The organism is Micromonospora sp. KLBMP9576 (genome assembly GCF_050941805.1).
Classification (GTDB): Bacteria; Actinomycetota; Actinomycetes; order Mycobacteriales; family Micromonosporaceae; genus Micromonospora.
This window is the reverse complement of sequence record NZ_CP194567.1, coordinates 3,096,977-3,121,630: the sequence shown is the minus strand read 5'-3', so window position 1 is coordinate 3,121,630 and position 24,654 is coordinate 3,096,977. Positions and strand designations below refer to the sequence as shown.

Below are 24,654 nucleotides of genomic sequence, written 5' to 3'. Positions count from 1 at the left end.
CCCGCCGCGCGCAACTGACTTTTGTCACGGCCGACCGTGCGGCTCGCATCCATCCTCATGACTGAACGCACTGGAAGCGCCATGGCCCGAACGGACAGACTCGAATCCATCAGCAGGACGACGGCATCGACCGAACAGCGGAGGGGGTGGTCACGGTGGACGAACGCTACGACAGCTACTGCGCCGCCGACCGGTTGTTCTACGACTCGCTCGGCAGCGCGGTCGAGCAGCCCACCTTCGCGGCGGCACGGCGGCCCGTGCCCGACGGCTGGCGCTCCGAGCCGCTCGACGACTGGCTCATCTACGCCCCGGAGGGCGGCACGTTGCCCCAGCAGGGCTGGAAGATCCACGTGTCGGCGACGCTGGACAACGCCGAGCGGGTGCTCGACGCCGTCTGGGACTACTGCGTCCCGCGCGGGCTGTCCTTCAAGTTCCTGCGCGGCCCGCGCACCCTGCTGCTGCGCAACTCCAAGTACGCCTCCCGGGCGGCAAGCGGCAAGTTCGTCACCGTCTACCCCCGCGACGACGCGGAACTCGAACTGGTCTGCAAGGAGCTCGACGAGCTGCTCGCCGGCGAACCCGGCCCGTACATCCTCAGCGACCTGCGCCACGGCGCCGGCCCGGTGCACGTGCGCTACGGGGGCTTCGCCGCGCGCTACTGCCACTCCCCCGACGGCCAGGTGGTCCCCGCGATCGAGGACGACACCGGCACGCTGGTGCCCGACCGCCGTGACCCCGTGTTCCACCTGCCGTCCTGGGTGGAGTTGCCCGACTTCCTCGGCCCGCACCTGGCCGCCCGCAACGCCAACAGCACCGACGAGGTGCCCTACCGCATCGAGAAGGTCATCCACTTCTCCAACGGCGGCGGCCTCTACGTCGGCCGGGACGTACGCACCGACACCCGGGTCGTGCTGAAGGAGGCCCGGCCGCACGCCGGCCTCGACGCCGACGGCACCGACGCGGTCACCCGGCTGCGCCGGGAGGCCGACGCGCTGCGCCGGCTCGCCGACCTGCCGCAGGTGCCCCGGGTGCACGACGAGTTCGCCCTCGGCGAGCACCGGTTCCTCGCGCTGGAGTTCATCGAGGGCCGCTCGCTCAACAAGGTGCTCGTCGAGCGGTACCCGCTGATCGACGCCGACGCCACGGACGCCGACCGCGCCGAATACACCCGATGGGCGCTGGACGTGCACCGGCAGGTCGAACAGGTCGTCACGGCGATCCACGAGCGCGGGCTGGTCTACGGCGACCTGCACCTGTTCAACGTCATGGTCCGGCCCGACGACCGGATCGCGCTCGTCGACTTCGAGGTCGCCGCGCCGATCGACGGGCACCGCCGCCCCGGTCTGCGCAACCAGGGCTTCGCCGCCCCCCGGGACCGCACCGGCCCCGCCGTCGACACGTACGCCCTGGCCTGCCTGCGGCTGGCCCTGTTCCTGCCGCTCACCCAGCTCGTCCGCCTGGGCCCCGCCAAGGCCGCGCACCTCGCCGACGTGATCGCCAGCCACTTCCCGGTGCCGAGGAACCTCCTCGACGCCGCCGTACGGGAGATCACCGGCGCGACGGACGCCGAACCGGCACCCGACCTCACCGTCGACGTCGGTCCGGCCCACCGGGACCGGCTCGCCCGGGCGATCCTCGCCAGCGCGACACCCGAACGCGACGACCGGCTCTTCCCCGGCGACATCGAGCAGTTCCGCAGCGGCGGGCTCAACCTCGCCCACGGCGCCGCCGGCGTCCTCTACGCCCTGCACGTCAGCGGCGCCGGGCGCTGGCCGGAACACGAACGGTGGCTGGTCCGCCACGCCACCTCGCCCGCCTCCGGCACCCGGTGCGGCTTCTACGACGGCCTGCACGGCGTCGCGTACGCCCTGGACGCGCTCGGCCACCGGCAGGACGCCCTCGACGTGCTCGACATCTGCCTGCGCCAACCGCTGGACGGCCTGGACCACAGCCTCTCCGGCGGCCTGTCCGGCATCGCGCTCAACCTTGCCGAGCTGGCCGGGCGCACGGGCGAGACGACCCTGCGCGACGCCGCCTGGCGGATCGCCGAGCGGGTCGTCGACCAGCTCGGCGACGACCCGGGGCCGGACGTCAGCGGCGGGCGCAACCCGTACGCCGGGCTCCTGCGCGGCCGGACCGGGCCGGCACTGCTGCTGGTGCGGCTGCACGAGCTGACCGGCGACCCCGCCCTGCTGGAGCACGCCGCCACCGCCCTCCGGCAGGACCTGCGCCGCTGCGTGGTCCGCCCCGACGGCGCGCTGGAGGTCAACGAGGGCTGGCGCACCATGCCCTACCTCGGGCAGGGCAGCGTCGGGATCGGGCTGGTGCTCGACCAGTACCTGCGCCACCGCGCCGACGAGGATTTCGCCGAGGCCAGCGCCGGGGTGGGCCGCGCCGCCCGGTCCCCGTTCTACGCGCAGTCGGGCCTCTTCGCCGGGCGGGCCGGGATCCTGGCCTACCTGGCGGCGTACCCCGACGACCCGCGACGGTGCCGCGAACGCGACGCCCAGGTGGCCCGGCTGGCCTGGCACGCCCTGCCCTACCGCGACGGCACCGCCTTCCCGGGCGAGCAGCTGCTGCGGCTGTCCATGGACCTCGGCACCGGCACCGCCGGCGTGCTGCTGGCGCTGGCCGCCGCGCGGCCCGACGCCCCGGTGAGCCTGCCGTTCCTCGCGCCCCTGACGGGCGCCCCCGACCCCCTCGCCCCGGCGAGGGCCACCGATCCGACCGACCAGCACGGAAGGAGGTGACACGACATGGCGCTTCTCGACCTCCAGGGCATGGAGATGGCCCCCGCCGACCGCACCGGCGGTGGCAGCCGGGCGAGCCTGCTGCTCTGCGGCGACAGCTCGCTGTCCGTCACGACCTGCAACTGATCCAGACGCCCTCACCGGCGACATCAGGGCCAGACCACTCGACTGACCAGCACAGAAGGAGATGACTCGACATGGCGCTTCTCGACCTCCAGGGCATGGAGATGGCCCCCGCCGACCGCACCGGCGGTGGCAGCCGGGCGAGCCTGCTGCTCTGCGGCGACAGCTCGCTGTCCGTCACGACCTGCAACTGATCAGATCGTCACGCGAGGCCCTGGGCGGGTAGACGTATCCGCCCAGGGCCGCACGTCTTCGTGGGAGGACCAATGCGGACGTCGACCGGCTCCGACCGGCTGCTTCGGCGGGTGGTCCGCGACGGCGGCGGCTGGACGGTCCTGCTCGCGGCGGTCGCGCTCACCGGCGCCGCCGCCGAACTCGCCCTGCCCGCCGCGCTCGGGCTCGCGGTCGACGCCGCCGTCGACGGCGACGGGGGCGCCCGGTGGCCGGCCGCCGCCTGCGGCCTGATCGCCGTCCTCATGGTCACCGACATCCTCGCCGACGTGGCCAGCGGCTACGGCGCGGCCCGGGCCACCGCGCGGCTGCGCCGGCGCCTGCTGCGGCACCTGTTCGCCTGCGACGTCCGCGCCGTGCGCCGTTACCCGGTGGGCGACCTGGTCGGCCGGCTCGTCGGGCAGGCCGCCGACGCCGGGCAGGCCGGCACCGCCGTGGTGCTGGGCGTCGTCGCGCTGCTGCCCCCGCTCGGCAGCGTCGTGGCGCTCACCCTGCTCGAACCGCTGCTCGGCGTCACCCTGCTCGGCGGCCTGGCCCTGCTCACCCTGCTCATGCGCGCCTTCGTCACCGACGCCTCCGCCGCCGTCGCCAACTACCAGCGCGTGCTGGGCGACATCGCCGGCCGGCTGCTCGAGGCGCTGGGCGGGGCCCGCACCATCGCCGCCGCCGCGACCGCCGACCGGGAACGCGACCGGGTGCTCGCGGCCCTGCCGGAACTGCGCGGGCACGGCCTGCTGAGCTGGCGGCTGCTGGCCAGGGCGAGCGCCCGCACCGCCGCCGTCGGGCCGCTGCTGCAGGTGGCCGTCGTGGCCGTCGGCGGGTACGCGCTGACCGTCGGCTGGCTAACCCCGGGCCAGCTCGTCGCCGCCGTGCAGTACGCGGCCCTCGGCGCCGGGCTCGGCGCGGTGCTGGCCACGTTGAACCGGCTGGTACGCAGCCGCGCGGCGGCGGCCCGGATCGCCGAGCCGCTGGCGCACCCGGTGCGCCCCGACGGCGACCAGGGGTTGCCGCCCGGCAGGGGGGAGCTGCGGCTGCGTGGCGTGGGCGTGCACGCCGAGGACGGTCGGCCGGTCCTCGACGGCATCGACCTGACCGTGCCCGCGGGCACCACCGTGGCCGTCGTGGGGCGCTCCGGCGCCGGCAAGTCGACCCTCGCCGCGGTCGCCGGCCGGCTGCACGACCCCGACACCGGCGAGGTGCTGCTGGACGGGGTGCCGCTGTGCCGGCTCAGCCCGCCGGCGTTGCGCCGGGCCGTCGGCCACGCCTTCGACCGGCCCGTCCTGGTCGGCGAGACGGTGCACGACGCGATCGGGCTGGGGCTGCCCGCCGACGCGGCCCGGGCGCCCGCGGACCCGGCCGGGTCCGCCCCGGCGGTGCTTGGCGCGGCGCGGGCGGCGCAGGTGGCCGACGTCGTCGCCCGGCTGCCCGAGGGCTTCCGCACCCGGCTGGCGGACGCGCCGTTCTCCGGCGGCGAGGCGCAACGCCTCGGGCTGGCCCGCGCGTTCAACGCCGAGCGGCTGCTCGTCCTCGACGACGCCACGTCCAGCCTGGACACCGCCACCGAGCACCGCATCGCCCGGGCCGTGGCGGCCGGCGCCGGCGGGCGTACCCGCCTCGTGGTGACCCACCGCGTGACGACGGCGGCTGCGGCCGACCTGGTGGCGTGGCTCGACGGCGGCCGGCTGCGGGCCGTGGCCCCGCACCGGCGGCTCTGGGCCGACCCGGACTACCGCGCGGTCTTCGCGCCCGACGGGGAGCCCCGATGAGCGGCCCCGGCGTGCGCCGGACCACCTGGGCGGCGCTGAGCGCCCGCCGCCGGGCGCTGGGCGCGCTGGCCGCCTGGTCGGCGGTCGAGGCGCTGCCGGCGCTGCTCGGCGGGATGCTGGTGGCCCGCGCCGTCGACCGGGGCTTCCTGGCCGGACGGTTCGGCACCGGCCTGGCCTGGCTGTGCGGGCTCGCCGTGGCCGTGCTGGTCGGCGCCGCGGCCACCGGGCGGGTGTACCGGGGCCTCGGGGCGCTGGTGGAACCGTTCCGCGACGAGTTGGCCGGCCGGGTGGTGCACGGGGCGCTGCGCGAGGCCACCCGGGCCGGCGGCCGGGCGGACAGTGCCGCCGTGGCCCGGCTGACCCACCAGGTCGAGGTCGTCCGGGACACCTTCGGCGGCCTGGTGCTGGTGGTACGCGGGTTCCTGTTCACCGCCGGCGCCGCGCTGCTCGGCCTGCTCGCCCTGGCCCCGCCACTGGCCGTCGCGGTGGCCGCGCCGCTGGCGGTGGGGCTGGCCGTCTTCGGGGCGTCGCTGCCGGCCATGGTCGCCCACCAGCGGGCCCAGGTGACCGCCGGCGAACGGCTCGGTCGGTCGGCGGCGTCGGCGCTGGCCGGGCACCGCGACGTGGTCGCCTGCGGTGCGCAGGCGCGGGTGGTGTCCGAGGTGGGGCTGCGCGTCACGGCCCAGGCCGACGCGGAGCGGACGCTGGCCCGGATGGCGGCGCTGCGCAGCCTCAGCCTCGGGGTGGGCGGCTGGCTGCCCGTGGTGGTGCTGGTGCTGGCCGCGCCATGGCTGGTACGCCAGGGGCTCAGTGCCGGTGCGGTGCTGGGCGCGCTGGTCTACGTGACCACCGGCCTGCAACCGGCCCTGCACGCGGTCGTGCAGGGCGTCGGTGGCGGCGGCCTGCGCTACGCCGTCACCCTGGGGCGCATCCTGCGCACCAGCGGCCCGCCGGGGCCCAATCCCCGGCCGGCCGCCGGCCCGCGCGGCGCCACCGCCCTGGCGGTCCCGCCCCCGGCCGGGGGCGACGCCCCGGCGGTCGAGCTGCGCGGGCTGACCTTCCGGTACGGCCCGCACGCACGGCCCGTCCTGGCGGACCTCTGCCTGAGCGTGGCGGCCGGCGAGCATCTCGCCGTGGTGGGGCCGAGCGGGGCCGGCAAGTCCACCCTGGCCGCGCTGGTCGCCGGACTGGTGGCGCCGGATGCGGGCACCGTGCACCTGGCGGGCGTGCCGGTCGCCGGCACGCCGCCGCAGGAACTGGCCCGGCTGCGGACGCTGGTGCCGCAGGAGGCGTACGTGCGCACCGGCTGCCTCGGCGACAACCTCCGTTACCTGCGCCCCGACGCCGACGACGCGACCCTCCTCGACGCCGTGCACGCCCTCGGGGCCGGTGCCCTGGTCGCCCGGCTCGGGGGCCTCGACGCCGCGCTCGATCCCGCCGCGCTCTCCGGCGGGGAACGCCAGCTCGTCGCCGCGGTGCGCGCCTACCTCGCCCCGGCACCGCTGGTGATCCTCGACGAGGCGACGTGCCACCTGGACCCGACGCTGGAGGCGACCGTCGAGGACGCCTTCGCCCGCCGGCCCGGCACCCTGGTGGTGATCGCGCACCGGATCAGCTCGGCGACCCGGGCTGGCCGGGTGCTGGTGTTCGACGGCAACCGGCCGCTCGTCGGCACCCACGACGACCTGCTGACCCGCTCACCCACCTACCGCGAGCTGGTCGGGCACTGGGCGGACGTGGCACCGCCGGCCCGCGTCCCGCTCGGCCGGACCTGAGCACCCACGCCGGCCGCACGGGGACCGCCGGCAGGCCGTCAGATCCAGCCGGCGTCCCGGGCGAAACGCACCGCCTCCACCCTCGTCCGCGCGCCCGCCTTGCGGTTGATCCGGCCAAGGTGGTTGCGCACGGTGCCCGGGGCGAGCCCCAGCGCCCGGGCCACCTCCGCGACCGGCGCCCCGGACGCGGTCAGGTCGAGGATCTCCGTCTCCCGTGAGGTCAGTGGGCTGTCCCGGATCAGTGCCGCCATGACCAGGTCGGCGTCGACCACGCACTCGCGCCGGGCCAGCCGCCGGACGCCGTCCACCACCCGGTGCGGCGCGACGTCACTGCCGAGGATGCCGACGGCGCGCCCCGGCACGAGGACCCGGTGCAGGCTGCGCGCCCGACGCCGGTCGGCGAGCACCAGCAACGGGCACGGCCCCGCCAGACCCGCCTCGCCGATGAGGTCGAGGTCGACGACCGCGACGTCGGGGCGCCGCGCCCGGACCGCCGGGGGGAGGGCGTCGTTGCGGTCCAGTTCGGCCACGACGTCGATGTCCTCCTCGGCGGCGAGCACGAGTGACAGGGCGCCACGGACCAGGGCACCGTCCAGGGCGAGCAGGGTACGGATCACCGTCGGTCCTCCGAAGCGTCGCTCAGTCGGATCACGGAACGTAGGAATTCAAACACGTTGCGACGCGTTCCGCGCGGCGAGCAGCCCGCCGGCGGACCTCGATGAGCGGCGGCCGTCGCCGTACGCCCGGTGGCACGGGCCGGGCGTCCCGCCCGGCCCGTGCCAGGGCCGCTACATCCAGCCGTCGCGTCGAGCGCGCGACACCGCCTCCATGCGGTTGCGGGCGCCGGTCTTACGCATGATCGCCGACAGGTGGTTGCGTACCGTCCCGTGCGCCAGGTAGAGCCGGCGGGCGATCTCCTTGAGCGGCACGCCCTCCGCGGCGGCCCGCAGCACCTCCACCTCGCGGCGGGTCAGCGGGCTCGACGTGGGACGCAGCGCCGTGACGGCGGCGGCCGCGTCGATGACCTTCCCGCCCCCGGCGAGTTCCCGGACGGCACCGACCAGCGCCGCCAGGGACGCGTCCTTGCCCACCAGACCCCGTACGCCGGCGGCGAGCAGGTCTCCGACCATCCTTTGGCTCCACCCGCGGCCCATCACCAGCACGGCCGTGTCGGGTACCGCCCCGGTGATCCCCGCGACGGCCTCGACCGGATGCGGGACGTCGGGCGCCAAATCCACCAGCACCACGTCCGGCCGGTGCCGGCGCACCAGTGCGGGCACCGGCGCCATCCCGGTCACCTCCGCGACGACCTTGATGTCCTCCTCACTCGACAACGCCGCGCACAGCGCGGTGCGCAGCAGACCCATCTCTTCGACAACGACGACGCGAATCAACGCCTTGGCTCCGATCTCGGGGGCGCGGGGGCCGCCGCGTGATCCCGTCTACGGGACCACGCGGGCCCGGCCGCGCGAAACGACTCAGGTCCGGCCCGTGCCACGTCGACGACTCGACGCTCAGGGGCACCGTGTGACCCGACACCGGGCGTACCCGGCCGGACGGACCGGGCGAGCGCGCGGGCAGGCCTGTCGGGACCTCAGCCGGGGCGGGCGCTCACCCCGGGGAACCTGTCACCCGGGGCCGACAGCGTGGGTGGCGGCCCACCGGTGGCGTCCCTGGGGCGCTGCGCGCCGGCCGATGGCACGGCCAGCGCCGGGGAACCGCCGTCCGTGCTGGTCGCGACGCCGTCCTCGCCCGGCACCGAAGGGCGGGTCGGCAGGCCGGCCGACCCCGCGGTCGTTGCCGGCGCGACGGCCGCACGGCCGGGCCGCGCCTCGGCGTCGCAGGCGGATGCCGGGGCGGTCGGGAGCCCTGCCACGACGCTGCGCGCCGGGGTGCTCGTCGCCGCCGGCACCGACGCGTCCGGTGCCGGCACGGCCACGTCCGGCGGCGACGGGCCCGGCCCGTCGCCGGGCGGTGACCACGGCTCAACGGGCAGGACCGGCGCTGCGGGCAACGCGGGCACCAGCACACCGGGCGGACCGAGCACGCGCGACAGCACGGTGCCGGTGGCGGACAGGGTCGTCCGCAGCACCGGCGCCACGACCGACGACGCCAGCGCACCCACCGGGCGCACGACGGACGACGCCACCGCGACGACACCCGGCAGCAGCGGCGTCCCGGCGGAGACCACGGGCCGTACGACGGACGACGCCACCGCGACGACACCGGGTGGCTGCGACGTTGCGGCGGGAGCGACCGGAGGCACGGCGGACGACGTGACCGCGCCGACCAGCGGTGTCCCGGCGGCGACCGCCAGCCGCGTGACGGACGCGGCCACCCCCACGAGCCGGGTCTCCGGCGAGGCACCCGCACGGGCCGCCGGAGGGGGCCGGGACGGGGCCGGGTCGCTGACGCGGCCGGCCGAGGGAACCGGGGCGGTGACGCGGGCCGCCGGCCGGGCCGGGGCGGTGACGCGGGCCGGGGTTTTGACGTCGCCTGCCGGCCGGGCCGGGCCGCCGTCCGCACGGGCGCCGCCCGGGGCGGCGGGAGCGGCGGCCGGGGGGCGGTGCCGGCGACCGTCGCGGGAGTGGTCCCGGTCCGGAACCACGGTCACCACCCGCCGGCCCACCTCGGTCACGAGGTCGCCGACCGCCGCCACCGACGCCGTGCGCGCACGCGGTTGCTCCCGCTGCCCGGCGCGGGTCGCCGAGCGCTGGGGCCGGGCGGGGTCGCCGCCACCGCGTGCCGGGGCGGCTCGGATGCCGGAAGGGTCCGCGGCGGCGGTCGGGCCGCTGCGCGCCACGGCGACGCCGCCGGGGGCCGCCGCCTCGGCCGGCTCGCTGGCGAGCACGGCACCCAGCACGCCGGCCCCCACGGCGACTCCCCACAGCACGGCGAACCGGAGCGCGGACGCGGCGCGCGGACGCGGCGGCGACGCCGCCTGCGGCGCGGTGGAGGAGGTACGACGAAACGTCGGGCGACGCACTGGACAGCGACCTCCCTCGTCGGCACGTCGACACATCGTATGGATGCACCTACCCGATCGCAGCTTGTAGATGCCTCATGACGGATTGCCGACTGGGCGCTGACGAGGGGGCCGTCGTGCGTTAGGCAGCGGCGGAGGCCCGACGTGAGCGGCCACGGGACGAGGCGGGGCCGGCCGGCGACTCGGGGCCGGAAACGGAACAAGCCCCCCGGCCGGAGGGCTTGTTCGTCGCGCGCGGGCGATCGGTCAGGTCATGTCGTCGTAGCGGCGGTCGATCGGGGCGGGCGCGGCCACCGGCTGCGGGGCCGCGACCGGCACGCTCGCGTCCACCCGCGGCCCGGCCTCCACCGGCTCGGGGTCGGCCTCGAGCGGCGACACCTCGTCGTCGTCGAGGCCGGCGTAGGTCTCCTTGCCGCGTCCCCGACGCTTGTCGTTGAGGAACGCCACCCCGACCGCGACGAAGTAGAGCAGCGACAGGCAGAGCGCCAACAGCGTCATGCCGAACGGTCCCGGGTCGGGGGTGGCCACCGCCGCGAACGCGAAGCAGACGAAGACCACGGCCCGCCACCAGCTGAGCAGCCGGCGGGCGCTGACCACGCCGGCGAAGTTGAGCATCAGCAGGGTGAGGGGGAACTCGAACGCCACCCCGAAGAGCAGGATCATGTTGGTGACGAACGAGATGTAGCGGGTCACTTCCAACTGCGAGTCGGTGCCGGTGACGCCGGCCTCCAGCAGGAAGGCCAGGCCCTTGTCGACCACCAGGAAGGCCAGCAGCGCGCCGGCGGCGAACAGGGGCGCCGCGATGACGACGAAGATGTACGCCCACTTGCGCTCGTGCCGGTGCAGGCCGGGCGCGATGAACGCCCAGAGCTGGTAGAGCCAGACCGGGGCGCCGATGATCAGGCCGATCCAGAGCGCCAGCTTCAGCTTGAGGATGAAGCCGTCCGTCGGGGCGAGCTGCAGGAAGTTCTGGCACCTGCCGTCGACGGTCATGCCGGGAAGCTGGCAGTATGGCTGCTTGAGCAGGTCGAACGCCGGCTGGGCGAGCAGGTAGCCGAAGATCAGCCCCACCGCGATCGCCAGGGAGGCGCGGAACAACCGGGTGCGCAGCTCGCGGAAGTGCTCGATGAGCGTCATCGAGCCGTCGGCGGCCCGCGCGAACTTGCTCGCGCCGCGCTTCTTGAGGGCGAAGGCCACGGTCTCGGGCCCTTCGGTCAGTTGTCGCGGACGCGCTGCACCGGGTCGCTGACCGGAGGTGCGTACGGCTGCTGAGGGGTGACGTACGGCTGCTGCTGACCGGCGGGCGGGGGCGCGTACGGCTGGCCCTGCACGGTCTGCGGCGGGACCGGCTGGTAGCCCGACTGCGCGTCAGCCTTCCCGGCGAGGTCGCCGTCCTCGTGCAGGCTCTTGGTCTCGGCCTTGATGATCCGCAACGAACGGCCCAACGAGCGGGCCGCGTCGGGGAGCCGCTTCGCACCGAAGAGCAGGATCAGCACGACTACGAGTACGGCGATGTGCCACGGCTTGAGGGCACTCATGGGAAGCTCCACTCGCTCTGTGTCGTCGTAGGGGGTACCGCGACCCATCGTACGTGCGCCGACGGCCGTTGCCACCCGCCGGGTGATGGTGATCAGCCCGGCCGGTGAAGTCTCGACCAACGCGGGACGTCCCGTCAACCACCGCCGGCCGGTTCGTTCCTGCGCGGCAGCCGACCGGTTCGCGCAGGGGACGGGAAGCGATCAGCCGCCGCGCTTGGCCTTGATCACGGCAATCCGCCGCTGGGTGGTGTCGACCCGCTCCTGCAGGGCCTCCGCCCGCGCCTGAAGCGTCTCCGCGGTCTCCCGCAGCGCCTCGGCCTCGCCGGCGCGGCGTTGCAGGCGCACGGCCGCGCGACGCAGCCCGGGAAGCCGCGCCAGCACCGGCCGCAGGGCCAGGGCGAACACGACGAACGCGAACAGCACCACCGCGAGCACGATCCACTTCACCACGGCGGCCAGCCTACTGGGTGCCCGCGGTGACCGCCGGGCCGGCCGGGGACACCGCGCCGGGCACGTCCGCGGTCACCGCCCGGGACGCCTGCCCGAGGCCCGCCGGACCCTGGGGTGCCGGCGTCGCGTACGCGTCGAGGGCGGCGGCCGCCGCGGCCCGGACCTGCTCCGCCAGCTCGACCGGGGCGACCACGGTCACGTCCGGGCCCAGGCCCAGGACGAACCGGCGGGCCCAGCCCAGGTCGGTGACCCGCAGCGACACCAGCCAGTGGTCGCCGCCGCCGGCGTCGACCCGTTCGCACGGGTAGTACTCGGTGAGCCACCGCTCGCCCCGGCCGATCCGCAGGGTGATCAGCGGCAGGTCCGGCGACGGGCGGAACACGCCCTCGGTGAGATCGTGCGGGCGGGCCTGCGGCGGCACGACGGCCCGCTCGTCGAGCTCGGTGACCGCGTCGATGCGGTCGGCGCGGAACAGCCGCACCGCCTCCGCCCGGCGGCACCACGCCTCCACGTACGCCCGGCCGCCGACCATCAGCATCCGCAGCGGGTCGACGACGCGGTCGGTGGTCTCGTCGCGCGCCGCCGTGTAGTAGGTGATGCTCAGCGCCCGGCCGCTCTCGACGGCCGTGCGCAGCTCCTCCACCCGGTGGGTGTCGGCGGGCATCCGGACCTCGACCGGCGCCGCCACCAGGTCACCGGCCGCGTGTTCGATCTTGGCGAGGGCGCGCTCGACGGCCTCCCGGTTGGTCACCCCGGGGGTCTCGGCGAGCATCCGCAGCGCCACCACCAACGCGAGGGCCTCGTCCGGGGTGAGCCGCAACGGCCGGTCGATGCCGGCGTCGTAGGTGATCGTCACCCGGTCGCCGTCGAACGCCATGTCGATCAGGTCGCCCGGGCCGTAACCGGGCAACCCGCACACCCACAGCAGCTCCAGGTCCTCGCGCAACTGCCGCTCGGTGACGCCCAGGTCGCCGGCCGCCTCGGCGAGTTCGATGCCGGGCCGGGCCAGCAGGTAGGGCACCAGGTTCAGCAGCCGGGCCAGCCGGTCGGCCGACGCCCGGGAGCCGCCCCGGGCGGCCGGCCGGGTCACCGCACACCCCCGGCAAGCGCGAAGTCGTCGTGCCGGGCGGCGATCTCCTTGAGCCGCTGGATCACCGCGTCGCGTACCTCCGGCGGATCGAGCACCCGCACGTCCGGGCCGTAGCCGACGAGCTGACCGGCGAGGACGTCCGCGTCGGCGTAGGGCAGGACGAGCCGGTCACCGTCGGGCCCGGCGGTGACGTCGACCGCCCAGCGGCGCAGCCCGGCGGCACGGCCGGCAGCCGCCAGCACGGTGGCCCGCCCGGTGCGCTCCACGGGCCCCGACCAGCGGGCCACGTGACTGATCAGGTCGAGCCCGGCCGGCGGCTCGTAACCCCCGGGGGCCCCGGTCGCCCGGACCGCGCCGACCACCCGGGACAGCCGGAAGCAGCGGGTCGCCGCGCGGTCGAGGTCGTGCCCGACCACATACCAGCGGCCCCGCCAGCAGACCACGCCCCACGGCTGCAGGCGACGGCGGGTCGGCTCGTCGCGGTCGGGCACCCGGTAGTCGAAACTGACCTCACGCCGGTCCCGGGCGGCGGCGGTGAGCGGCGCGAACGCCGGATCCACCGTCACCATCGGCTCCAGACCCAACGTGGCCTGCGGGTCCACGTCGACACCGGCGGCGCGCAGCTTCGCCAACCCGGAGGAGGCGGCGGCGGCCAGGCCGGCGTGCTGCCACAGCCGGGCGGCGATACCGACGGCGGCCGCCTCGTCCGGTTCCAGGGGGATGTCGGGCAGCGCGTACTCCCGGTGGGCGATGCGGTAGCCGGGCTCCGCGTCGAAGACGCTCGCCGTCCCCGTCTCCAGCGGCACGCCCAACTCGCGCAACTCCGCCTTGTCCCGCTCGAACTTGCGCTGGAACGCCTCGTGGTCACGCGCGTCGTCCGGATCGTGCTCGTAGCCGGGCACGGTCGCGGCGATCTGCGCGGCGGTCAGGAACCGTCGCGTGGAGAGGAGGCAGATCACCAGGTTGACCAGGCGTTCGGTGCGGGTCCGCGACACGCGGTAGACGCTAGCAGCCCGGCCGCCGCGCCCGTGCACCCACGCGGGCACGTCGCGCGTCGCGTCACCGCCGGCCGGGCCCGCGGTCGCCGGGCGCCCGGTCGCCCGCGACCTTACAGTGGCCTGGTGACCCAGCCACAGGCCAGGCCGGAGAGCGTCGGCACCGTGCTGGTCGCCGGGGCGGCCAACCTCGCCATCGCGGTGGCCAAGCTGATCGCCGGGGTGCTCTCCGGGTCGGCGGCGATGCTCTCCGAGGCCGTGCACTCCGTGGCCGACACCACCACCGAGGTCCTGCTCTATCTCGCGCTGCGCCGGGGGTCGCGGCCCGCCGACGCCCGGCACCCCTTCGGGTACGGCAAGGAGAGCTACGTCTGGGCGTTCCTGGCGGCGCTGTTCACGTTCGTCGCCGGGGCCGGCTTCGCGATCACCCACGGCGTCACCACCATCCTGGTGCACGAGCACAGCGGCGACTACCTGGTCTCCTACATCGTGCTGGCGGTGTCGTTCGCCATCGAGTCGGTCTCGCTGGCCCGCGCCGTGCGGCAGGTCCGCAGCGAGTCCCGGCGCTGGCGCACCACCCCGCGCCGGTTCCTGCGGCTGACCTCCGACACCGCCGTGAAGGCGGTGTTCCTGGAGGACGCCGCGGCCCTGATCGGGCTGGTGCTGGCCGCCACCGGGGTGGCCCTGTCCCAGCTCACCGGGGACGAACTGTGGGACGGCGTCGCCTCCATCCTGATCGGCGCGCTGCTGCTCGTGGTGGCCACCGTCCTGGCCCACAGCAACATCTCGCTGCTGGTCGGCCGGGCCGTGCCCGAACGGCTGCGCGGCGAGATCGCCGACGAACTCGCCGCGCTGCCCGCCGTACGGCGCGTCGACACGCTGCTGACCATGCAGCTCGGACCGGGCGACGTCCTGGTCGCCGCGAAGGTCGACTTCGACGACGAGGCCAGCGGCGCGCGCATCGAAGCCGCCGCCGAGGAGGCCGAGCGGCGCCTCGCCGCCCGCCACCCGTACGTCCGGCACGTCTTCCTCGACCCGACCAGCGGCGCCGGCCCCCGCAACGGCCGGGAGCCGGACGGTCCCGCCGCCTGAGTCACGTCCGGTCACCGCCCCGGGCGCGGCCCGTCGGGGCGACGACGCTAGCGTGCGCGGCATGGTGCGATGGCGGTCGGGAACGGTGACGGGGCTGCGGCGGCAGTGGGCCGGGGCGGTGGAACTGGACGTCGACCTGCCCGACGGCGGCACCGTGCGTGCCCTGGCCTATCCCGCACTAGTCGGCCGCCCCGAGCCCGGCGACCGGGTGCTGCTCAACGCCAACGCGCTGCTGATGGGCCTCGGCACCGGGGGGTACGCCCTGGTCGTGGCGCTGCCCGACCGGCTGCCGCCGGACCCGCCGCAGGCCCTCGACACCCGCGACGCCGGCCACCTGGTCAAGGCCCGGTACACCCCGCTGCAGCCGATCCTGCTCGGCGTCGACGAGGACGCCTCCCCGCACCGGCAGGTCATGGCCGCCGCCGACGACCTGGGCGGCCTGCCCGTCGTCACCGCCGACCTGCACTCCGCGCTGCCGGCGATCCTGGCCGGTATCCACGCCGACGCCCCCGCCGCCCGGGTGGCGTACCTGCTGACCGACGGCGGGGCGCTGCCCGCCTGGTTCTCCCGCACCCTCGCCGGGCTGCACGCGCACCTCGCCGGCACGGTCACCGTCGGCCAGGCGTTCGGCGGTGACCTGGAGGCCGCCACCGTGCACAGCGGGCTGCTCGCCGCCCGGCACGTGCTGCGCGCCGACGTGGCGATCGTCGCCCAGGGGCCGGGCAACCTCGGCACCGGCACCCGGTGGGGCTTCTCCGGGGTGGCCGTGGGTGAGGCCGTGAACGCCGTCGCCACGCTGGGCGGGCGGCCGGTCGGGTCGCTGCGGATCTCCGACGCCGATCCCCGGCCCCGCCACCGCGGCGTGTCGCACCACAGCCTCACCGCGTACGGCCGGGTGGCCCTCGCCCCCGCCGAACTGGTCGTGCCCGACGGCCTGGCCCCGGCGCTGGCCGACGAGGTCGACGCGGCACTGGCTCCCCTGGCCGAGCGGCACACCGTCGTGCGGGTGCCCACCGACGGCCTCGACGCCGCGCTGCGGGCCACGCCGGTGCCGCTGTCCACCATGGGCCGGGGCCTCGACGCCGACCACGCCTACTTCCTGTCCGCCGCCGCGGCCGGTCGACACGCCGCACGCCTGCTCGGCTGAGCACCGACGGGCCACCGGTGCCGAAGTTGCCGCCGGACCCCCCGGACGGGCCGGGGTCAGCCGTCGTGGCCGGCCGCCCGGGCCGCCTTGACCAGCTCGGCCGTCACGTCACGACCATCGCGCCGCACGGCGGCGGCGATCCCCAGCAAACGCCCGCAGCTTGTCGCTGACCTCGGCGGTCGCCGGATCGGCGCGGACCTGGTCGACCAGCCGCATGCCGGCGGGCAGCTGCGCCGCCGCGAACGCCGAGTACGACGCGCAGCAGAACGACGGTGCCAGCGTCGGCGGGCCTGTCACAACTCCCAGGTTGCGGCGTCGCCCGGGACCGGCTCAGGCCAGGAAGATCAGGGCGAGCCAGGCGCCCACGATCAGCACCAGCGCGAGCCCCAACACCCAGGTGGGCACCGTGTAGTCGCCGCGCCGGTTGCGTTCGATCTCGGCACGGATCTTCTCGCGGCGGCGCTCGGCCCAGTTCTGTCGGGCCCGGCCGCTGTCGGGAGGTTCGGAAGTCGTCATGGCGCGGTCAGCCTACCGGCCCCGCCCGCCCGGACGGCCGCCAGGACCGCACCGGAGCGGACGTCGCCGTCACATGCTGGCGATCAGCCGCTCCACCCGCTCGTCGTACGCCCGGAACGGGTCCTTGCAGAGCACGGTGCGCTGCGCCTGGTCGTTGAGCTTGAGATGCACCCAGTCGACGGTGAAGTCGCGCCGCTTCTCCTGCGCGTGCCGGATGAACTCCCCGCGCAGCCGGGCCCGGGTCGTCTGCGGCGGGGTCTCCTTGGCCTCGAAGATCTCCGGATCCGTCGTCACCCGGTCCACCTCGCGGCGCCGCTCCAGCAGCCCGTAGAGGCCCCGGCCCCGGCGCACGTCGTGGTAGGCCAGGTCCATCTGGGCCACCCGCGGGTGCGACAGCGGCAGGTCGTGCTTGCGCTGGTAACGCTCGATGAGCCGCAGCTTGGTCACCCAGTCGATCTCCCGGGACACCGGTTCCAGATCACCGGTCTCCACCGCGCGCAGCACCCGGCCCCACAGCTCCACCACCCGCTTGGCGGCCTGGTCACCGCCGCGCCGCTCCACGAACTCGGTCGCCTTGGCCAGGTATTCCTGCTGGATGTCCAACGCGCTGACCTCCTTGCCCGAGGAGAGCCGCACCTTGCGCCGGCCGGTGATGTCGTGCGACACCTCGCGGATCGCCCGGATCGGGTTCTCCAGCGTCAGGTCGCGCATCACCACCCCAGCCTCGATCATCCGCAGCACGATGTCGGCCGTGCCGACCTTGAGCAGCGTGGTGACCTCGTTCATGTTGGAGTCGCCGACGATGACGTGCAGGCGGCGGTAGCGCTCCGCGTCCGCGTGCGGCTCGTCGCGGGTGTTGATGATCGGCCGGCTGCGCGTCGTCGCCGACGAGACACCCTCCCAGATGTGCTCGGCGCGTTGGGACAGGCAGTAGACCGCACCGCGCGGCGTCTGCAGCACCTTGCCCGCCCCGCAGATCAACTGCCGGGTGACCAGGAACGGAATCAGCACGTCGGCCAGCCTGCCGAACTCACCGTGCCGCGACACCAGGTAGTTCTCGTGGCAGCCGTACGAGTTGCCGGCCGAGTCGGTGTTGTTCTTGAACAGGTAGATCTCGCCCGCGATGCCCTCGTCGTGCAGCCGCTTCTCGGCGTCGATCAGCAGACCCTCCAGGATCCGCTCGCCGGCCCGGTCGTGCGCGACCAGATCCACCACCGAGTCGCACTCGGGGGTGGCGTACTCCGGGTGCGAACCGACGTCCAGGTAGAGCCGGGCCCCGTTACGCAGGAAGACGTTGCTCGACCGGCCCCACGACACCACACGGCGGAAGAGGTACCGGGCGACCTCGTCGGGGGACAGTCGCCGCTGCCCCCGGTAGGTGCAGGTGACGCCGTACTCGGTCTCGAGGCCGAAGATTCGCCGCTCCATGATGAGACATTAGCCGCCCGAGGCCCCAGATGGGCAGCGCACGCCACGCCCGTTCCATCCGGCGCCGCCCCGCCGCGTCCCGGTGGCCGGGGGACGGCGCCGCCGCCGGCGGCGCCGGGCCGCTGCCGCCGCGTCCCGGATGGACGCGAGCGGCGGCCCCGGGCGCTCTCGCCCGGGGCCGCCGCTCGCGAGGTGTTCCCGCTACGCCTCGGGGGCGTCCTGGCCCTCCAGGTCCGCAGAGCCGGCCGACGTGGTGGGCTTCTTCGCCTCCGTGGTCGGCGACGCCGGCGTCTCGGGCCGGGCCGACACCGGCTCCTCGGCCTTGTCGCCGTCGAGCAGCGCCGTCAGCGCGGCCCCGGTGATGCGGCGGAACGTACGCCCCACCCGGCGCCGGTCCAGGACCGCCACCTCCAACTGGTTGGCGGCGATGGTCCGCGAGGCGCCACCCTCTCCCCCGACGCTGCCCAGCGCCTGGACGGCGACCTTCACCGCCTCGCCCAGCGACATGTCCGGACGGTGGTGTGACTTCAACACGCCGGTGATCGCCTCGGCCTGCCCGCCCATCGCCATCCGGCCCGGCTCGTCGTTGACGGAGCCGTCGTAGGTGAGCCGGTAGAGCTCGTCCTCCTCGGCGGTGCCGCCGACCTCGGCCACGCAGATCTCCACCTCGAACGGCTTCGACTGCTCGGTGAAGATGGCGCCCAGGGTCTGCGCGAACGCGTTCGCCAGCGCCCGGCCGGTGACGTCGCGCCGGTCGTAGCTCAGACCGTTGAGGTCGGCCATCCGCACCCCGGCGCGGCGCAGGTTCTCGAACTCGTTGTAGCGGCCGACGGCGGCGAAGCCGATCCGGTCGTAGATCTCGCTGACCTTGTGCAGGGCGCTGGAGAGGTTCTCGGCGACGAAGAGCACCCCGCCGGAGTAGCTCAGGACCACCGCGCTGCGGCCCCGGGCGATGCCCTTGCGGGCCAGCTCGGAACGGTCGCGCATGATCTGCTCGGGCGAGGCGTAGAACTGCATGGCCACGGCGGCGGTTCTCCTTAGGGCGCTGTGCTGACGGCTGCTGACTGCTGCGGGCGGGGGTGGATCAGCCGCCCGGGTTCTCCATCCGGCCGGCGACCACGCTCTCGGCGATCGCGGACATCTCATCTTCGGTGAGCCGGTGGGTGCCCTCCGCCGTCGCGGTCATCACCACGGGATAGATCCGCCGGATCAGGTCCGGCCCGCCGGTGGCGGTGTCGTCGTCGGCGGCGTCGTAGAGCGCCTCGACCGCCAGCCGGACCGCCTCGTCGATGGAGATCCCCGGCTGGAAGCGCTTCTTCAGCGCCGAGCGGGCGAAGATCGAACCGGAGCCGATGGCGTCGTAGCCGGTCTCCTCGTAGGGGCCGCCGGTGACGTCGAAGCTGAAGATGCGGCCGGCCCGCGCCGGGTCCTTCGCGGCCAGGTCGTAGCCGGCGAAGAGCGGAATCACCGCCAGGCCCTGCATCGCGGCGCCCAGGTTGCCGCGGATCATCGAGGCGAGCCGGTTGGCCTTGCCGTCGAGCGAGAGCATCGCGCCCTCGATCTTCTCGTAGTGCTCCAACTCCACCTGGAACAGTCGCATCAGCTCGATGCCGATCCCCGCCGTGCCGGCGATGCCGACGAGGGAGTGTGCGTCGGCGGGGTGCACCTTCTCGATGTCGCGCTGGGCGATCAGGTTGCCCATGGTGGCCCGCCGGTCGCCGGCCATCACGACACCCCCGTTGGCCACGATGGCCACGATCGTCGTCGCGTGCGGCGCCATGTCGGCGGCCATGCCCGGCGGCAGCGGCCGGCGGCCGGGCAGCATCTCGGGGGCCGCCTTGCTCAGGAACGAGGTGAAGGAGGACGTCCCCGCGTTGGTGAACACATCTGGTAGACGCCCGGATGGATCAAAGCCCGCTGCCACGTGGTTCCTCTCAGATATGTGATCGCCCCGGCCGGCCGCGACTGATCGTCACGGAACTGGCCGAGACCACCGTTGCAGTTGAAGCACAGTATCCCGCGCACCCATCCGGTGCGATGATCGTGGTCCAGATGTTGCGGGTCCGCGCCGCCGCAGATCGCGCAGACTCCGCCCTGCTCGGCCAGGAGCTCGTCGAACCTCTTTCACCCACCCCGGTAGCGCGCCGCCGAAGATGGCGTGCCCGCCGGCCACCGTTCAGCCCGGGCCGTCTCCGTGCTGCGCGCGCCATCACCGGGCTTGCAGCAGCCGTGCGGTCCGCTGCCCTCCGGAGATCCCGCCGGCTCGATCTGCTCGCAGCCCGCGCACCACTTCAGACCCGCACCGACCGGCACGACGCGACGCCGCTGCGGCCCGATGCCGCGCCTGGGACGACTCGCCCTGCAACGGGCCGCCGCACCGGACGCGCGGCGGCAGGCAGGATCGTTCACCCGCCGCCGACCGCGATGGAACCCGGCGACGGGCAGCGAACGGTCACCCTGGGGGCACACCTTGCCCGACATGCTTGACGAATCGGGAATAAGTTATCATTCCCCGCCCTTCTGGACATAACCGCGCACGAATTCCTCGGCGTTCTCCTCGAGCACGGAGTCGATCTCGTCCAGCAGGTCGTCGACGTCCTCGGTGATCTCGGCGTGCCGCTCGGCGACCTCCGGATTCGCCTCCGTGGTGACGTCCTCGACCTCCTCGCCCTGACGCGACTTGCCCGACTGCGACTGCCCGCCGCTGTCACGAGTGGCCATTGCTGCCTCCTCCACGATCGCCCTGCGATCAACTTACCTCGCGGAGACGACGAAAAAGCCCGCCGCGCGTCGGCTTCGGCACGCGGCGGGAATCGTCGCCGACGCTCAGCCGCCGGTGAGGGTCTCCAACAGGTCCTTCGCGCTGGGGCAACGGTCGAAGAGCGCGCCCACATGGCTGCGGGTGCCCCGCTCCGGCTCCATCATCGGCACCCGCACCAGCGACTCCCGCCCCACGTCGAAGATGACCGAGTCCCAGCTCGCGGCGACGACCTCGGAGGCGTACTGGGCCAGGCAGCGACCGCGGAAGTACGCACGGGTGTCCTCCGGCGGCTCGGTCATCGCGGTGCGGGTCTGCTCCTCGTCGAGCAGCGTCCTCATCGCGCCCCGCGACACCAGCCGGTGGTAGAGGCCCTTCTCCGGGCGGACGTCGGAATACTGCAGGTCGACCAGTTGCAGCTTGTGCGAGCCCCAGCCGAGCTGCTCGCGCTCCCGGTAGCCCTCCAGCAGCCGCAGCTTGGCCACCCAGTCCAGCTCGTCCGCGCAGAGCATGACATCGCGGCCCAGCCGGTCCAGCACGCGCTCCCAGCGGTCGAGCACGTCGAGGGTCTGCTCGTCGGCGTCGCCGCCGTAGCGATCCTCCACGAAGGAGCGCACCCGCTCGTAGTAGGCCCACTGCACGTCCAGGGCGGTCAGCCGTCGCCCGTCGCGCAACCGCATCCGGTGCGTCAGGGACGGATCGTGGCTGACGGCCCGCAGTTCACTCACCGGGTCGGCGATGCCGAGGTCGGCGCCCAGCGCCTTCTCCTCGATCATGGTGAGGATCAGCGCCGTGGTACCGAGCTTGAGGTATGTGGAGATCTCCGACAGGTTGGCGTCGCCGATGATCACGTGCAACCGGCGGTACTTGTCGGCGTCGGCGTGCGGCTCGTCGCGGGTGTTGATGATCGGCCGCTTGAGGGTGGTCTCCAGGCCGACCTCGACCTCGAAGAAGTCCGCGCGCTGCGAGATCTGGAAGCCGTGCTGCCCACCGTCCTGGCCGATGCCGACCCGGCCGGCCCCGCAGACGATCTGCCGCGTCACGAAGAACGGCGTCAGATACGCGACGATGTCGGAGAACGGCGTCTGGCGGCGCATCAGGTAGTTCTCGTGCGAACCGTAGCTGGCGCCCTTGTTGTCGGTGTTGTTCTTGTAGAGCTGGATCGGCTGGGTGCCGGGGATCGTGGCCGCGCGGCGGGCCGCCTCGGCCATCACCCGCTCCCCCGCCTTGTCCCACCGCACCAGGTCCAGGGGGTTGGTCACCTCGGGCGTCGAGTATTCCGGGTGGGCGTGGTCGACATAGAGCCGCGCCCCGTTGGTCAGTATCACGTTGGCGAGCCCGAGATCCTCGTCGGCCAGCGCCTCGGCCGGGTCGTACGCGGCCCCGGAGTAGGTGAAGCCGCGCGCGTCGCGCAACGGCGATTCCTCTTCGTAGTCCCAACGGGCACGACCGCCCCGGTTGAGTTCGGGACGCGCCCCGTAGGCGTTGACCACCTGGGATGAGGTGACCATGGGGTTGGCCCCGGCGTGGCCGGGAACGGAGATGCCGTACTCGACCTCGGTGCCCATGATCCGTCTTACGCTCATCGACCTACCCGCTTCGCTCGCCCGACCCGGTCCCCCGTCACGTCGAGCGTAGTCGGCCGTACGGCGGAAGGGGGCTCGCCGGACCGGCGGCCGGGACACGGCGCGCGGGCGGGGACGCCGAGCGGGGCCCGTGACGTCTCGCGTCACGGGCCCCGTCGGCGTCCGTCAGAGGTACTGGCCGGTGTTGCTGGCGGTCTCGATGGACCGGCCGGCCTCGGTGCCCTTGCCGCCGGAGACGAGCGTACGGATGTAGACGATCCGCTCGCCCTTCTTGCCGGAGATGCGGGCCCAGTCGTCGGGGTTGGTGGTGTTGGGCAGGTCCTCGTTCTCCCGGAACTCGTCGACGCAGGCGTCGAGGAGGTGCTGCAGGCGCAGGCCCTTGCGACCGGAGGTGAGGAACTCCTTGATGGCCATCTTCTTGCCCCGGTCGACGATGTTCTGGATCATCGCGCCGGAGTTGAAGTCCTTGAAGTAGAGGACTTCCTTGTCGCCGTTGGCGTAGGTGACCTCGAGGAAGCGGTTCTCCTCGGTCTCCGAGTACATCCGCAGCACGACCGCGTCGATCATCGCCGCGACGGTGGCCTGGGGGTCGCGACCGTGCTCGGCCAGGTCGTCGGGGTGCAGCGGCAACCCGGAGAGGATGTATTTCGAGAAGATGTCCTTCGCCGCCTCGGCGTCCGGACGCTCGATCTTGATCTTCACGTCGAGTCGGCCGGGGCGCAGGATCGCCGGGTCGATCATGTCTTCCCGGTTGGAGGCGCCGATGACGATGACGTTCTCCAGCCCCTCCACACCGTCGATCTCGCTGAGCAGCTGCGGGACGATCGTGTTCTCCACGTCGGAGGAGACCCCGGAGCCGCGGGTGCGGAAGATCGAGTCCATCTCGTCGAAGAACACGATGACAGGCGTGCCCTCGCCGGCCTTCTCGCGGGCCCGCTGGAAGATCAGCCGAATGTGCCGCTCGGTCTCGCCGACGTACTTGTTGAGCAGCTCCGGGCCCTTGATGTTGAGGAAGAAGCTGGTGTGCTTCTCCTTGCCCGCCCGCTCGGCGATCTTCTTCGCCAGCGAGTTGGCCACCGCCTTGGCGATCAACGTCTTGCCGCAGCCGGGCGGGCCGTAGAGCAGGATGCCCTTCGGCGGGCGGAGCTGGTGCTCACGGAACAGGTCGGCGTGCAGGAAGGGCAGCTCCACCGCGTCGCGGATCTGCTCGATCTGCGAGTGGAGGCCACCGATGTCGGTGTAGTCGACGTCGGGCACCTCCTCCAGGACCAGCTCCTCGACCTCGCTCTTCGGGATCCGCTCGTACGCGTACGCCGAGCGGGGCTCGATCATGAGCGAGTCGCCGGCCCGGATCGGCGCGCCGATCAGGGTCTCGGCGAGGTGCACGATGCGTTCCTCGTCGGAGTGCGAGACCACCAGGGCCCGGTCGCCCGGGCCGTCGTCGGGACCCGCGAGGATCTCCTTGAGCATCACCACCTCGCCGACCCGCTCGTAGCCGAACGCGTCGACGATGTTGAGCGCGTCGTTGAGCAGGACCTCCTGACCGCGCCGCAGCTCGGCGACGTCCAGCGAGGGTGAGACGGCGACGCGGAGCTTGCGCCCGCCGGTGAAGACGTCCACCGTGCCGTCGTCGTGTGCCGCGAGAAAGACACCGTAGCCACTCGGCGGCTGCGCGAGGCGGTCGATCTCCTCCTTGAGCGTCACGATCTGCGCGCGGGCCTCCTTGAGGGTGCTCACGAGCCGGTCGTTGTTCTCGGTCAGCCGCGCCAACTGTGCCTGGGTGGCCGCCAGCCGCTCTTCGAGCTGCCGGACGTGTCGGGGGCTTTCGGTCAACTTGCGCCGCACCAGAGCGAGTTCCTCCTGAAGGAACGCGACCTGCGTGGAGAGATCGTGGGCCTCCTTCTCCCACCGTGCGGCGCGCGAGTCCGCGTCGTCGCTGCGTGCCACGTCCCACCTCCCCGGGGGGCTTGAACGTTCTGCCCTAACACTAGCCGCTATGAGGCCGATTCGGTCCCATGCAACGCGCTCGTCACCGAAGCTTGATCGCCAAGGGTGGCCCCGGGGGCCGGTCGGGGCGTTCGGGTACCGTCGGGGCGTGGGACGGGAGAACATGGGGGGTGTGCCGTGGCGGAGGTCATGACGGATCAGCTGCAGGTCTGGGTTGACCAGGAGCTCTGCACGGGAGACGGGCTCTGCGTGCAGTACGCGCCCGAGGTGTTCGAGTTCGACGTCGACGGCCTCGCGTACGTCAAGGGACCCGACGGTGAACTGCGGCTGGCGCCCGGCAGCCGGGTCGACGTGCCGGAGCACCTGCGCCTCGAGGTGATCGACTCGGCGAAGGAGTGCCCGGGCGAGTGCATCCACGTCGTACGCGGCAGCGACGGCGTCGAGGTGGCCGGCCCGGAGGCCGAGCAGGACTGACC

General features: G+C 74.0%; 25 protein-coding genes. 8 read left to right on the top strand and 17 right to left on the bottom strand.

Going from position 1 to position 24,654, the window contains the following annotated elements; genetic code table 11:
* The first annotated feature begins 155 nt into the window (after window positions 1-155).
* The 5 genes from lanKC to ACQ452_RS13900 all read left to right on the top strand — a co-directional run bounded on the left by lanKC (window position 156) and on the right by ACQ452_RS13900 (window position 6,645).
* Window positions 156-2,750 (top strand): class III lanthionine synthetase LanKC, encoded by a 2,595-nt coding sequence (gene lanKC, locus ACQ452_RS13920; protein ID WP_433393780.1) that lies wholly within the window; start codon window positions 156-158, stop codon window positions 2,748-2,750.
* A gap of 6 nt (window positions 2,751-2,756) precedes the next feature.
* Complete coding sequence (locus ACQ452_RS13915; RefSeq protein ID WP_089003486.1) at window positions 2,757-2,876, top strand: SapB/AmfS family lanthipeptide; 120 nt, start codon at window positions 2,757-2,759, stop codon at window positions 2,874-2,876.
* Window positions 2,877-2,947: 71 nt separating this feature from the next.
* Window positions 2,948-3,067: a SapB/AmfS family lanthipeptide gene (locus tag ACQ452_RS13910; RefSeq protein WP_089003486.1), complete on the top strand. Its 120-nt coding sequence runs from the start codon at window positions 2,948-2,950 to the stop codon at window positions 3,065-3,067.
* Between the two features lie 72 nt (window positions 3,068-3,139).
* Complete coding sequence (locus tag ACQ452_RS13905; protein WP_433393778.1) at window positions 3,140-4,870, top strand: ATP-binding cassette domain-containing protein; 1,731 nt, start codon at window positions 3,140-3,142, stop codon at window positions 4,868-4,870.
* Window positions 4,867-6,645 carry an ATP-binding cassette domain-containing protein gene (locus tag ACQ452_RS13900; RefSeq protein WP_433393776.1) on the top strand — a complete coding sequence of 593 codons (1,779 nt, stop codon included), beginning with the start codon at window positions 4,867-4,869 and terminating at the stop codon, window positions 6,643-6,645. Before ACQ452_RS13905 ends, ACQ452_RS13900 begins: the two co-directional genes overlap by 4 nt.
* A gap of 38 nt (window positions 6,646-6,683) precedes the next feature.
* Here the strand turns inward: ACQ452_RS13900 and ACQ452_RS13895 are convergent, their stop codons facing one another.
* The 8 genes from ACQ452_RS13895 to ACQ452_RS13860 all read right to left on the bottom strand — a co-directional run bounded on the left by ACQ452_RS13895 (window position 6,684) and on the right by ACQ452_RS13860 (window position 13,704).
* Window positions 6,684-7,262, bottom strand: a complete 579-nt coding sequence (locus tag ACQ452_RS13895) for a response regulator transcription factor (protein WP_433393775.1) — start codon at window positions 7,260-7,262, stop codon at window positions 6,684-6,686.
* Between the two features lie 171 nt (window positions 7,263-7,433).
* The gene (locus ACQ452_RS13890; RefSeq protein WP_433393773.1) at window positions 7,434-8,039 is read right to left on the bottom strand and encodes a LuxR C-terminal-related transcriptional regulator; all 606 of its coding nucleotides are present in this window, start codon (window positions 8,037-8,039) and stop codon (window positions 7,434-7,436) included.
* A 200-nt stretch (window positions 8,040-8,239) separates the two neighbouring features.
* Window positions 8,240-9,631 (bottom strand): hypothetical protein, encoded by a 1,392-nt coding sequence (locus ACQ452_RS13885; protein WP_433393771.1) that lies wholly within the window; start codon window positions 9,629-9,631, stop codon window positions 8,240-8,242.
* 246 nt (window positions 9,632-9,877) lie between these two features.
* Window positions 9,878-10,828: a twin-arginine translocase subunit TatC gene (gene tatC, locus ACQ452_RS13880; RefSeq protein ID WP_433393770.1), complete on the bottom strand. Its 951-nt coding sequence runs from the start codon at window positions 10,826-10,828 to the stop codon at window positions 9,878-9,880.
* Window positions 10,829-10,845: 17 nt separating this feature from the next.
* Window positions 10,846-11,169, bottom strand: a complete 324-nt coding sequence (gene tatA / locus ACQ452_RS13875; protein WP_433393768.1) for a Sec-independent protein translocase subunit TatA — start codon at window positions 11,167-11,169, stop codon at window positions 10,846-10,848.
* A 201-nt stretch (window positions 11,170-11,370) separates the two neighbouring features.
* A complete protein-coding gene (locus ACQ452_RS13870) occupies window positions 11,371-11,619 on the bottom strand; it encodes a hypothetical protein (RefSeq protein ID WP_433393766.1) in 249 nt (82 codons plus the stop codon).
* Window positions 11,620-11,629: 10 nt separating this feature from the next.
* Entirely contained in the window at window positions 11,630-12,709 is a 1,080-nt protein-coding gene (locus tag ACQ452_RS13865) for a helix-turn-helix transcriptional regulator (RefSeq protein ID WP_433393765.1), read from the bottom strand.
* A complete protein-coding gene (locus tag ACQ452_RS13860; protein ID WP_433393763.1) occupies window positions 12,706-13,704 on the bottom strand; it encodes a helix-turn-helix transcriptional regulator in 999 nt (332 codons plus the stop codon). The genes ACQ452_RS13865 and ACQ452_RS13860 overlap by 4 nt, the downstream gene beginning before the upstream one ends.
* A gap of 126 nt (window positions 13,705-13,830) precedes the next feature.
* Between ACQ452_RS13860 and ACQ452_RS13855 the strand changes: the two genes are divergently transcribed.
* The gene (locus tag ACQ452_RS13855) at window positions 13,831-14,796 is read left to right on the top strand and encodes a cation diffusion facilitator family transporter (protein ID WP_433393761.1); all 966 of its coding nucleotides are present in this window, start codon (window positions 13,831-13,833) and stop codon (window positions 14,794-14,796) included.
* Window positions 14,797-14,857: 61 nt separating this feature from the next.
* A complete protein-coding gene (locus ACQ452_RS13850; protein WP_433393760.1) occupies window positions 14,858-15,943 on the top strand; it encodes a DUF3866 family protein in 1,086 nt (361 codons plus the stop codon).
* 108 nt (window positions 15,944-16,051) lie between these two features.
* Here ACQ452_RS13850 and ACQ452_RS13845 read toward each other — a convergent pair whose 3' ends face one another.
* The 9 genes from ACQ452_RS13845 to arc form a co-directional block, all read right to left on the bottom strand.
* The gene (locus ACQ452_RS13845; RefSeq protein ID WP_433393759.1) at window positions 16,052-16,240 is read right to left on the bottom strand and encodes a hypothetical protein; all 189 of its coding nucleotides are present in this window, start codon (window positions 16,238-16,240) and stop codon (window positions 16,052-16,054) included.
* Window positions 16,241-16,273: 33 nt separating this feature from the next.
* Window positions 16,274-16,459, bottom strand: coding sequence for a hypothetical protein (locus ACQ452_RS13840; RefSeq protein ID WP_433393757.1), 186 nt, complete (start codon window positions 16,457-16,459; stop codon window positions 16,274-16,276).
* A 69-nt stretch (window positions 16,460-16,528) separates the two neighbouring features.
* Window positions 16,529-17,887: a Pup--protein ligase gene (pafA, locus tag ACQ452_RS13835; protein WP_433393755.1), complete on the bottom strand. Its 1,359-nt coding sequence runs from the start codon at window positions 17,885-17,887 to the stop codon at window positions 16,529-16,531.
* A gap of 201 nt (window positions 17,888-18,088) precedes the next feature.
* A complete protein-coding gene (prcA, locus tag ACQ452_RS13830; RefSeq protein ID WP_433393753.1) occupies window positions 18,089-18,910 on the bottom strand; it encodes a proteasome subunit alpha in 822 nt (273 codons plus the stop codon).
* Window positions 18,911-18,971: 61 nt separating this feature from the next.
* On the bottom strand, window positions 18,972-19,811 hold the full coding sequence (gene prcB / locus ACQ452_RS13825; RefSeq protein WP_433393752.1) for a proteasome subunit beta: 840 nt from the start codon (window positions 19,809-19,811) through the stop codon (window positions 18,972-18,974).
* Complete coding sequence (locus ACQ452_RS13820) at window positions 19,730-19,966, bottom strand: endonuclease domain-containing protein (RefSeq protein WP_433394136.1); 237 nt, start codon at window positions 19,964-19,966, stop codon at window positions 19,730-19,732. The genes prcB and ACQ452_RS13820 overlap by 82 nt, the downstream gene beginning before the upstream one ends.
* A gap of 426 nt (window positions 19,967-20,392) precedes the next feature.
* Entirely contained in the window at window positions 20,393-20,608 is a 216-nt protein-coding gene (locus ACQ452_RS13815; protein ID WP_266322224.1) for a ubiquitin-like protein Pup, read from the bottom strand.
* Between the two features lie 105 nt (window positions 20,609-20,713).
* Window positions 20,714-22,231, bottom strand: coding sequence for a depupylase/deamidase Dop (gene dop / locus ACQ452_RS13810; RefSeq protein WP_433393750.1), 1,518 nt, complete (start codon window positions 22,229-22,231; stop codon window positions 20,714-20,716).
* A 165-nt stretch (window positions 22,232-22,396) separates the two neighbouring features.
* Entirely contained in the window at window positions 22,397-24,178 is a 1,782-nt protein-coding gene (arc, locus tag ACQ452_RS13805) for a proteasome ATPase (RefSeq protein WP_433393748.1), read from the bottom strand.
* Window positions 24,179-24,355: 177 nt separating this feature from the next.
* Between arc and ACQ452_RS13800 the strand changes: the two genes are divergently transcribed.
* Window positions 24,356-24,652: a ferredoxin gene (locus ACQ452_RS13800; RefSeq protein ID WP_433393746.1), complete on the top strand. Its 297-nt coding sequence runs from the start codon at window positions 24,356-24,358 to the stop codon at window positions 24,650-24,652.
* The last annotated feature ends 2 nt before the right edge of the window (window positions 24,653-24,654 follow it).